A 10,402-nucleotide genomic window follows, 5' to 3' on the forward strand; every position below is an offset into this window, starting at 1 on the left:
GCCGTCGTACTTCGCCGGATCGTGCGGTGGGGCACCCCTAGCAGGCATCCGCGAGTACATCGAAAACCAGAAACGCCCAGGCACGTGACGCGATTTCCTCCCGGCCCTGAAGAGACCGGGATTCCTCGCTACGCCACGTTGACAGGTCGGCGCGGGCATGCCGTGGACAGAGTGTGCCCTGATCATGGCAAGCGTGGACACTTTGCCGCTGCCCGTGGCGGGCTCGCGACACCCACCATTCGCAGATATAGATCGCGCTGAACCGCCCACCAGGAGCGCGTGAGCCGGGTTGGTCGGCCAGTGTTGCGGCAGCGTAACAGGAGGTGACCGATGGCCGTCGAACCCCTGCCCCCGGCCGAAACCACCGCGGTCGAACCCGGCACGCAGATCACCCATCCGGACGGGCGCGTCGAGTTGCGCGACTTCTCCACGATCGCCGACAGCCGCTACTTCAACGACGAGCTCGCTCCGGTGCCGATCGAGAAGCGCACCTGGAACACGTACAACTTCGCGGCGCTGTGGATCGGCATGGCGCACAACATCCCCACCTACCTGCTCGCGGCCGGGCTCATTCAGCTCGGTATGAACTGGGTGCAGGCGTTCCTCACGATCACGTTGGGCAACCTGCTCGTCCTGATCCCGATGCTGTTGAACAGCCACGCGGGCACCAAGTACGGAATTCCGTTCCCGGTCTTCGCCCGTGCGTTCTACGGAGTTCGCGGCGCCAACCTCGCGGCTCTGCTGCGCGCGTTCATCGCCTGCGGCTGGTTCGGCATCCAGACCTGGATCGGCGGTGAGGCGATCTACGCGATCGCCGGGAAACTGCTGGGCTCCTGGTGGGTCGACGCGGCGCGGATCATGGACTACCCGTGGACGCTGTGGGCCTCCTTCTTCCTGTTCTGGGTGATCGAGATGGTGATCATCTGGCGGGGCATGGACACCCTGCGACGCTTCGAGAACTGGGCGGCGCCGTTCGTCATCGTGGTGGCCGTCGCCCTACTGATCTGGGTCGTGGTCGAGGCCGGCGGGCTCGGTCCGATCCTGTCCGAGCCGTCGAAGCTGGGCTGGGGCGCCGACTTCTGGAAGCTGTTCGCACCATCCCTGATGGCGATGATCGCGTTCTGGGCGACCCTGTCGCTGAACATCCCCGACTTCACCCGGTTCGGCGGTAGCCAGCGGCAGCAGGCGTATGGCCAGGTCCTCGGCCTACCCACGACGATGTCGTTCTTCGCCATCCTGTCGATCATGATCACCTCAGGCACGGCCGTGATCTACGGCGAGGCGATCTGGGACCCCATCCAGCTCGCCGCCAAGTTCGAGAACCCGCTGGTCGTCGCGCTGGGCCTGTTCACGATCGTGGTCGCGACGCTGTCGGTGAACGTCGCTGCGAACACGGTCAGCCCGGCGTACGACTTTTCCAACGCCGCACCCCGACTGGTCAACTTCCGGACCGGAGGGCTGATCACCGGCGTGCTGGGCATCCTGATCCAGCCGTGGCGGCTGGTGCAGGACCCCAACATCTACATCTTCGTGTGGCTCGGGTTCTACGGCGGCCTGCTCGGCGCCGTCGCCGGGGTGCTCATCGCCGGATACTGGGTCCGCAGCCGCACGCGCCTGCAGTTGCCCGCCCTCTACCGTCCCGAGGGCCGGTACTGGTTCTCCGGCGGCTGGAACTGGGCGGCCATCGTCGCCACCGTCGTCGGCGCGGTCCTCGCGGTGGGTGGCGCCTACTCCGCACCAGGCAAGGGGCCGTTCCCCGAGGACGGGCTCATACCGTGGCTCAAGCCGCTCTACGACTACAGCTGGCTCGCCGGTCTGGTCGGCGCGTTCGTCGTCTACCTGGCGCTGTCGCTGCCGCGCACCGCTCACGCAACGGAGGGGAACCGATGAGCACCATCATCCGAGCCGGGCTGGTGCAGCAGAAGTGGACCGGCGACAAGGAGTCGATGATCGCGAACGCGGTGGAGGCGATCCGCAGCGCCGCGTCGCAGGGTGCACAGGTCGTCTGCCTGCAGGAGTTGTTCTACGGTCCATACTTCTGCCAGGTGCAGGACGCCGACTACTACTCGTATACCGAGGCGATCCCCGACGGGCCGACGACCGCGCTGATGCGTGAGATCGCCGAGCAGCACGGTGTGGTGCTGATCGTGCCGATGTACGAGCAGGAACAACCGGGGGTCTACTACAACACGGCGGCGGTGATCGACGCCGACGGCACCTACCTCGGCAAGCACCGCAAGAACCACATCCCGCAGGTGAAGGGGTTCTGGGAGAAGTTCTACTTCCGGCCGGGAAACCTCGGCTATCCGGTGTTCGACACCGCGGTGGGCCGCATCGGCGTCTACATCTGCTACGAACGGCACTTCCCCGAAGGCTGGCGGGCGCTGGGGCTGGCCGGCGCGAAGATCGTCTTCAACCCCTCCGCCACCAGCCGGGGCCTGTCGGAGTACCTCTGGCGCCTCGAGCAGCCGGCCGCCGCGGTCGCCAACGAGTACTACGTCGGCACGATCAACCGTGTCGGCGTGGAACCGTTGGGCGACAACGACTTCTACGGCCAGTCCTACTTCGTGGACCCGCGGGGGCAACTGGTCGGCGACGCCGCGTCGGACACCGAAGAAGAGGTCGTCATCCGGGATCTCGACATGGACCGGCTGGCCGAGGTGCGCGACCTGTGGGCGTTCTACCGCGACCGCCGGCCGGAGACCTACGAATCGCTGGTGACGCCGTGAGCATCGTCATCCGCAACGGAACAGTCGTCAACGCCACCGGGGAGTATCCGGCGGACGTGCTGGTGCAGGGCGAGCGGATCGCCGCGCTCGCCGCGCCGGACTCGGGCCTGGCCCAGCAATGGGCGTCCGGCGCCGAGCGGGTGATCGACGCCGCCGGGAAGTACGTGGTGCCAGGCGGCATCGACGGCCACACCCACATGGAGATGCCGTTCGGGGGCACCTTCTCGACCGACACCTTCGAGAGCGGGACGACCGCGGCGGCCTGGGGCGGCACGACCACGATCATCGACTTCGCCGTGCAGGGCAAGGGAACGTCGCTGCTGTCCGCGCTGGACAAGTGGCACAGCAAGGCCGACGGCAACTGCGCGATCGACTACGGGTTCCACATGATCGTCTCGGACGTCAACGACACGTCGCTCAAGGAGATGGAGGCCTGCATCGACGCGGGCGTGAACACCTTCAAGATGTTCATGGCCTACCCGGGTGTCTTCTACGCCACGGACGGGGAGATCCTGCGGGCGATGCAGAAGGCCCGGGACACCGGATCGATGGTCATGATGCACGCGGAGAACGGCATCGCCATCGACCAGCTCGTCGCGCAGGCACTGGCGAGTGGGCGGACCGACCCGGTACAGCACGGGCTGACCCGGCCGCCCGAGCTGGAAGGCGAGGCGACCTCCCGGGCGATCACCCTGGCGAAGGTCACCGGCGCGCCGCTGTACATCGTGCACCTGTCCGCCGCGCACGCCCTCGACGCGGTCACCCAAGCCCGGGACACCGGGCAGAACGTGTTCGCCGAGACCTGCCCGCAGTACCTGTTCCTGTCGCTGGACGACCTGGCCAGGCCTGACTTCGAGGGCGCGAAGTACGTCGCCTCTCCCCCACTGCGGCCCAAGGAGCACCAGGCGGAACTGTGGCGGGGCCTACGCACCAACGACCTGTCGCTGGTCTCCACCGACCACTGCCCCTTCTGCTTCAAGGACCAGAAGGAGCTGGGCCGGGGAGACTTCTCGAAGATCCCCAACGGGATGCCGGGCGTCGAGCATCGGATGGACCTGCTCTATCAGGGCGTCGTGAAGGGCGAGATCACCCTGCCGCGCTGGGTCGAGATCAGCTCGACCACGCCCGCCCGAATGTTCGGTCTCTACCCACGCAAGGGCGTCATCGCCCCTGGCGCGGACGCGGACATCACGGTGTACGACCCGACGGCCGAGCAGACCATCTCCGCCGGCAGCCACCACATGAACGTGGACTATTCCGCGTACGAGGGCATGCGGCTGACCGGGAAGGTCTGCACCGTGTTGTCCCGCGGCCGGATCGTCGTCGACGACAACGCCTTCCACGGCGCCGCCGGGCACGGCACATTCCTGAAGCGCGACCTCAGCCAGTACCTGGTCTGATGAGGAGTTGACCGTGGAATTCGGTGCCGTACTGCAGACCGACCCGCCGGCTCGCGACGTCGTGGCGGGCCTCGCCGCCGCCGAGGACAACGGGTTCCGCTACGGGTGGACGTTCGACTCCTGCGTGCTGTGGCAGGAGCCGTTCGTCATCTACTCCCAGGCCCTCGCCGCGACCAAGCACCTGATCGTCGGACCGATGGTGACCAACCCGAGCACCCGCGACTGGTCGGTCACCGCGTCACTCTTCGCCACCCTCAACGACATGTTCGGCAACCGAACCGTCTGCGGGATCGGCCGCGGCGACTCGGCCCGCCGAGTCATCGGTCAACCGCCGGCGAGCCTGGCCACCCTTGGAAGCGCCATGCGCGTGATCAAGGAACTGGCCGAGGGACGCGAGGTCGAACACCACGGCACGCCGGTGCGCATCCCGTGGGTGCGTGACGGCAAGCTGGAGATCTGGATGGCCGCCTACGGACCGAAGGCGCTGCGGCTGGTCGGCGAGCAGGCCGACGGCTTCATCCTGCAGACCGCCGACACGGACATCGCCCGCTGGACGATCGGCACGGTACGCGACGCGGCCAGCGCCGCCGGCCGGGATCCGAACTCGATCACGGTGTGCGTGGCCGCCCCCGCCTACGTGGGTACGAACCTCGTACACCAACGGGATCAGCTGCGCTGGTTCGGCGGCATGGTCGGCAACCACGTGGCCGACCTGGTCGCCCGCTACGGCGACTCCGGCGCAGTGCCGAAGGCGCTGACCGACTACATCACGGGCCGCGAGGGCTACGACTACTCACACCACGGCCGCGCCGGCAATCCATCCACCGACTTCGTCCCCGACACCATCGTCGACCGATTCTGCCTGCTCGGCCCCGAGTCGGCCCACGTCGACCGACTGCAGGAGCTCAAGGAGATCGGGGTCCACAACTTCGCCCTCTACCTCATGCATGACGACAAGGAGAAGACCCTCAGCGCGTACGGCAAGAACGTGATCACGCACGTCTAGTGCGTCGCGCACCGGGGTAGCGGCGGCCGAGGTCGTTCCGCTGAGCAGGGGTCCCGGACCGACTGACAGGGCTTGACGTACTGCCGATGGAGGCCGAAGCTGGGGCGCGTGCACCAGCCGTCGGCCACCCGGCGAGGCTGGCCGTCACGCCCAGCGGTTGTCGGCGACAGGCTCGCTGAGAGGGCCGCCTCATGAGCGCTCGCCTGATTCACGACCTCACCGTCAAACTGGACTACGGCGTCTTCGTCTTGCAGGGCGACACCGAGGCGGACGTTGAGGCGCACGTCCGACTGGTTGACGAGGCCACGTCGGGGCCGGGTGTCGCCTCCGATGGGCGGTCAGTCGTGGTCGTGTCGCCGCATCAGAACAACTTTGCGATGTCGCTACGGGTCGAGGTCTGGAACACCGCAGCACCGGATGACCTGTCCGAGTGGGAGGAGGCCTTCGAGGCCTCGCTGACAATCGATTCCGACGGCACGCTGCTCTACGTTTCACCGACGATGTCGCCGCACACCTGCCTAGTCCCCGCCGGCCGCTATGCGGTGCGTGTCGTCGGCCGGGGGTTCGTCTCCCGCGGGTGGCCGGGTTCGACCAGGCCAGGTGACCATTGGCGGGTTCAACTCTGGCCCTCCGTCGACCGGGTCGAACCGCGCCGCCTGAAGGCGTGGACCGAGCCCATCGAATGATCTACCGGCATATGTGTCGATGTGACTCTTCGTGCTGGAAACGCGTACGGACCTGTCGCTGCCCCCAGCGGCCCCGGGTGCCGATCGATGGTGCCGGTGGTCAGGGTGCGTACTGGTGCCACACGGACGGGATCAGCTCGTCGACCACGGCAGGGTAGACCGCGGCGGCGTCGGTGACCACCTCTGCGGGTGTCACCTTCAATGTCGACAGCGCTCGTCGGAAGAACCGTCGGGCCGCGTCGGCGTCGCGACGTGCCGAGACGAGCACGTCGATAACCTGCCCGTACTGGTCGACCGCCCGGTTGCACGACCCGGCCCTTGTTGGTTGTCCGCTAGGAGCCGAGGTATTGCAGGATCGCGAGGACTCGGCGGCTGTAGCCGGTGGCGTGGGACAGGTCGAGCTTGTCGAAGATGGTGTTGATGTGTTTCTCGACCGCGCTCTGTGACACGTGTAGGCGTCCGGCGATGGCGGCGTTGGTGTGCCCCTGGGCCATGTGGTGCAGTACGTCGCGTTCCCGAGGGGTGAGACGGCTGAGCGGGTGGCTGTGGCTCGTGGCGGACATGAGCTGCCGGACGACCTCGGGGTCGAGCGCTGTGGCACCGGCAGCGACGCGGTCGAGCGCGTCGAGGAAGTCTTCGACCTGGGCGACGCGGTCCTTCAGGACGTAGCCGACGCCTTCGGAGCGATCGGCGAGGAGCTTGGCGGCATAGCGTTTCTCAACGTACTGGGACAGGACGAGCACGGCGATGTGGGGCCAGCGGCGCCGGATCTCCAGCGCGGCCCGGAGTCCGTCGTCGGTGTTGGTGGGCGGCATGCGGACGTCGGTGACAACGACGTCGGGGTGGTGCTGTTCGACGGCGGTGACGAGCTGGTCGGCGTCCGCGGCGGCGGCCAGCACCTGGTGTCCCTCGTCGGCGAGGAGGCGGGCCAGCCCTTCGCGGAGCAGGGTGGAGTCTTCGGCGAGGACTATGCGCACGGCAGTTCCGCTCGGATCGTCGTGGGGCCACCGGGTGGGCTGTGCACGGCAAACTGGCCATCCAGCGCCGTGACCCGGCGGGCGAGCCCCTGCAGGCCGCTGCCGTGCGGGTCGGCGCCGCCGATGCCGTCGTCGCGTACGCGCATCTCGATTGTCGTGTCCCGGGCCTCGATCTCGATGATGATCAGGGTAGCCCGGGCGTGTTTGGTGGCGTTGGTGATCGCTTCGCAGGCGACGAAGTACAGCACAGTCTCGATCGGTCGGGCGGGCCGGACGGGCACGTCGTAGCTGATCTTGACGGGGGTCGTCGATCGTTGCGCCACCATGCTCAGCACCTCGTCCAGGGTGGTGTGGTCGAGTGCGGAGGGGTAGACCCGCCAGGCCACGTCCCGCAGGTCGTCGACGGCACGTTGGGCGTCCTCGTGCGCCTGGGCGAGAAGTTCGCGCGCCTTGTCGGGGTCGCGGCTGCGGCGCGCCCGGCCGAGCAGCATGCCGAGTGCGACGAGGTGTTGTTGTAGCCCGTCGTGCAGGTCGCGTTCGATGCGTTGGCGCTCGGCGTCGACCGCGGCGATGACGCCGGCCCGGCTGACGGCCAGTTCGCTGATTCGCCGCTCCAACGCCTGGCGCGTGTTGGATTCGAGCAGCCTGCGGGCCTGCCACCGGTCCAGTGTGGCCACGCTGGCTATCGCCTGCAGGTTCACGACCAGCAGGGCCGCCCCGATGAGCAGTTGTAGCAGGAAGCCGGCCATGGTCATGGTGCCCGCGACGAAGGAGCGCACCACGATGGCGGCAAGCACGGCGCCGACCACGAGCAGGCCGACGGTGAGCACGCCGAGCGCCGCCGGTAGGAGCCGGGCGGCGAGGTAGCCGAGCACGCGCGGTCCGCTCGCGCGGACCGGGGGCGGGGGTGGTTCCGAGGCGATGCCGGCCAGCCGGCGCCGCTCCCACTCGGCTATGCGTCGGGCGTACCGGACGATGGTGGTGCCGATGCGGCGGCGGGCCGCTGGCGCTGGCGAGACCGCGATCACCGCGAGCCCGGCGAGGAGCAGGAACAGCACCTCGGCCGCAGCGGTGAGGACGCCGATCGCCACGCCCGCCACCGGTCGGCTCCACCGGGCCACGGCACCGATCCACGACCGCCGACCGTGCGTCGCGCGCTCTGCCACCAGGGCCTCCCTTCGTAGCTCATGTCGTCTCAGGTCAATGGCGGGCGGTCACGAGCACCCGCGTGCCCGGCCGCCCACCCAACCTAGCTACCGGTCACCGGCGATCATGATGACCTGCGTGTCGGCGTCGCTGCCGCGCTGTGTGACATCGGTCCTGCGGTGGCCGGTGAGGAACCGCGGGGCCCACCAGTTCGCGTCGCCGAGCAGTCGCATGAGGGACGGCAGGACAACCGCGCGGATGATCGTGGCGTCGATCAGGATCGCGGCGGCGAGTCCCACGCCGAGTTGTTTGAACTCGACGATCGACAGGGTGGCGAAGATGCAGAAGACGGCGACCATGATGCGCATGGGTCCGCGACCACCACGTGGACAACAGCGGGGGGCCTCGACCCCAAGCGCCGCGTGACCAACAGGCAGCGGGCCGTGACTACATCCGCACACCGTGAGTTGGCGGCAGCCGAACGAGAACGGACTGGCGATTCTGCGGCTGGCAGTTTCCGGTGGCCGTCACGCCCGGGAGGCGCGGTCCGCAGCGCCAGCGAGTGGGTGTGGTTGGCCGGTCATGGCGGCCAGCCGAGCGCGCGCAGCAGGCCGCGTTCGGTCACCCGGCCGGAACGGTCCGGGCAAGCCATACCGGCCAGGACCTTGTCCGGTGAGGCGTCTGCTGGCGGGCGTGGTGCGGGCAGCGCCGGCATCGGCGCCGGACGGGGTCGCGGTCTGCCCGGAAGCGGGGCCGGGATGAGCGCGCCGATGAGCTGCTCGCGGTCGCGGCGGTGGGGGTGTCATGGCCGGTCCAACCGGCCATGCGCCACGGTGCGCCGGGCGCCAGGTACGGCGCGCCGACGCCAGTGATCATTGGTTACGGCAGGTATGCCGTTCGCGCACCAGTGCGGAACCGAGTCCGACTCAGGATCGGTGGAACTCCACCAAGTTTTGGTGTCCGAAGGGCGACGGCATCCGGACATCCATGGTCGTCATCAGAGATGACCTGCAACTGGTGCCCCAGTAGCGAGCGACAACCGGCTGGGGATGTCGTTGGTGATCGGTTCGTGTGCCAGGATCGACACAAACCGATGCCCACCTCGGGCTGCGCGTTGTTGGCGCCATCCCGATCGGTTGACGGCCACCCTACCCGGACTGCGCGGGTTCCCGGGCCCCCCGGGCCGCTAACGGGGACCCGTCCGGTACAGCGTCGAGGGCTGACCCGAGGTTTGGGCCAGCCCTCGACCTTGAATCGGGTCATCTGGATTCGAACCGACACCCCTTGTACTGGATCATGAGGGTTCCGGTCCTATCACGGCTTGTCATGCATTGCCATCTACCTGAGAAAACTTCACCTGGCGGCGTCGAACCGCTTTCACTTCTTGGCACGTCCTTGCATCGTTTTCGAGGGGTAAACGAGGGGGAATCAACTCCGATCCCCCACTGGTAGCCCCTTCCGAGCCTCATCCGCGCGTAGCATCACCCGTCGCAATCTGCCAGCAGCTTGTTCGAATGGGATCAAGGCGATGGGCCTGCGCAACCTGCCCTCGAAAGCCTGGACGGTCAACCAAGGCCGGGTCCTGACCTGCAACATCGCCGCCGACCTGACCGTGTGGATGAGGCTGCTCGGCCTGCACGACCAGCCGGACCTCGCCCACGCCGAACCCGGCACCCTGCGCTACCGGCTCCTGCACCTACCCGCGAAACTCGCCACCCACCCACGCCCGCCGCCGCGTGCTGTCGATCCCCGACACCTGGCCCTGGGCCGACGCGTTCCAGCTCTGCTGGCAGCGCCTCACCCTGCTACCACTGACAACCTGACCCCGGACCCCTGCACCTACCAGCAGAAAGACCATGACCGAGGACCCGGAGACCTCTGATGTGCTGATGTCCTACCCGTCGGGCAGGATGGGCGCGGGAGGTACGGATGAGCGACATCGCGGACGTTCCACCCGCCGTTGTGGGCCGGCTCCGGGTGATCTGCGGGGAACTGCCCGAGGCGTACGAGGAGCCGGCGTGGATCGGCCTGCGGTGGCGGATTCGCCGGCGGACGTTCCTGCACGTCTACACCACCGACGGGAGGGGGTCGGCGTACATCGATATAGACGATCCGGCCATCCTGATGACCTTCCGGGTGCCGCCGGGGGAGTTGGCCGCACTGGCGCATGCCGGCCCTCCGTTCTTCCGGGCCGACTGGGCAGTGAATGTCGTGGGAATGGTGCTGGACGACGAGACGGACTGGGTCGAGGTTGCCGAGCTGGTGACGGATAGCTATCGCGTGCAGGCGCCCCGCCGCCTCGCGTTCCGGCTGGAGGCAGGCGGATGAACCGCCGGCTACCTCCCCACGTTGCCGCTTATCCAGGAAGGTCATTCAGAAGTCATCCCCAGGCTCGATAGATCTCCAGCATGGTGACGGTCCGTAGTATGTCGGGGAAGTCGTGCATGATCCGGTGGTA

At 67.8% G+C, this 10,402-nt stretch carries 9 protein-coding genes and 2 pseudogenes; 7 read left to right on the plus strand and 4 right to left on the minus strand.

What is annotated here, in order from left to right; all coding sequences use genetic code 11:
- Window positions 1-330 precede the first annotated feature (330 nt).
- The 5 genes from AB0H57_RS31840 (at window position 331) to AB0H57_RS31860 (ending at window position 5,821) form a co-directional block, all read left to right on the plus strand.
- Window positions 331-1,890: an NCS1 family nucleobase:cation symporter-1 gene (locus AB0H57_RS31840; protein ID WP_357512371.1), complete on the plus strand. Its 1,560-nt coding sequence runs from the start codon at window positions 331-333 to the stop codon at window positions 1,888-1,890.
- Window positions 1,887-2,729, plus strand: coding sequence for a nitrilase-related carbon-nitrogen hydrolase (locus AB0H57_RS31845; RefSeq protein ID WP_357336431.1), 843 nt, complete (start codon window positions 1,887-1,889; stop codon window positions 2,727-2,729). The genes AB0H57_RS31840 and AB0H57_RS31845 overlap by 4 nt, the downstream gene beginning before the upstream one ends.
- A complete protein-coding gene (hydA, locus tag AB0H57_RS31850) occupies window positions 2,726-4,129 on the plus strand; it encodes a dihydropyrimidinase (RefSeq protein ID WP_357512372.1) in 1,404 nt (467 codons plus the stop codon). The genes AB0H57_RS31845 and hydA overlap by 4 nt, the downstream gene beginning before the upstream one ends.
- A gap of 13 nt (window positions 4,130-4,142) precedes the next feature.
- Complete coding sequence (locus AB0H57_RS31855; RefSeq protein WP_357512373.1) at window positions 4,143-5,135, plus strand: TIGR03842 family LLM class F420-dependent oxidoreductase; 993 nt, start codon at window positions 4,143-4,145, stop codon at window positions 5,133-5,135.
- Window positions 5,136-5,326: 191 nt separating this feature from the next.
- Window positions 5,327-5,821 (plus strand): hypothetical protein, encoded by a 495-nt coding sequence (locus AB0H57_RS31860; RefSeq protein ID WP_357512374.1) that lies wholly within the window; start codon window positions 5,327-5,329, stop codon window positions 5,819-5,821.
- Window positions 5,822-5,948: 127 nt separating this feature from the next.
- Here the strand turns inward: AB0H57_RS31860 and AB0H57_RS31865 are convergent.
- From AB0H57_RS31865 to AB0H57_RS31880, 4 genes and pseudogenes are all read right to left on the minus strand, one after another.
- A pseudogene (locus AB0H57_RS31865) lies at window positions 5,949-6,122 on the minus strand (DDE-type integrase/transposase/recombinase); the annotation flags it as partial.
- A 31-nt stretch (window positions 6,123-6,153) separates the two neighbouring features.
- Window positions 6,154-6,798, minus strand: coding sequence for a response regulator transcription factor (locus AB0H57_RS31870; RefSeq protein WP_357512375.1), 645 nt, complete (start codon window positions 6,796-6,798; stop codon window positions 6,154-6,156).
- On the minus strand, window positions 6,789-7,964 hold the full coding sequence (locus tag AB0H57_RS31875) for a histidine kinase (protein ID WP_357512376.1): 1,176 nt from the start codon (window positions 7,962-7,964) through the stop codon (window positions 6,789-6,791). The genes AB0H57_RS31870 and AB0H57_RS31875 overlap by 10 nt, the downstream gene beginning before the upstream one ends.
- 87 nt (window positions 7,965-8,051) lie before the next feature.
- A pseudogene (locus AB0H57_RS31880) lies at window positions 8,052-8,306 on the minus strand (MMPL family transporter); the annotation flags it as partial.
- Between the two features lie 1,166 nt (window positions 8,307-9,472).
- On the opposite strand from AB0H57_RS31880, the gene AB0H57_RS31885 reads away from it, so the two are divergent.
- Window positions 9,473-9,826, plus strand: coding sequence for a hypothetical protein (locus AB0H57_RS31885; RefSeq protein ID WP_357512377.1), 354 nt, complete (start codon window positions 9,473-9,475; stop codon window positions 9,824-9,826).
- Between the two features lie 47 nt (window positions 9,827-9,873).
- The gene (locus tag AB0H57_RS31890; RefSeq protein ID WP_357512378.1) at window positions 9,874-10,272 is read left to right on the plus strand and encodes an MmcQ/YjbR family DNA-binding protein; all 399 of its coding nucleotides are present in this window, start codon (window positions 9,874-9,876) and stop codon (window positions 10,270-10,272) included.
- Window positions 10,273-10,402: the final 130 nt, after the last annotated feature.

The sequence above is a fragment of the Micromonospora sp. NPDC050686 genome (genome assembly GCF_040654475.1).
Classification (GTDB): domain Bacteria; phylum Actinomycetota; class Actinomycetes; order Mycobacteriales; family Micromonosporaceae; genus Micromonospora.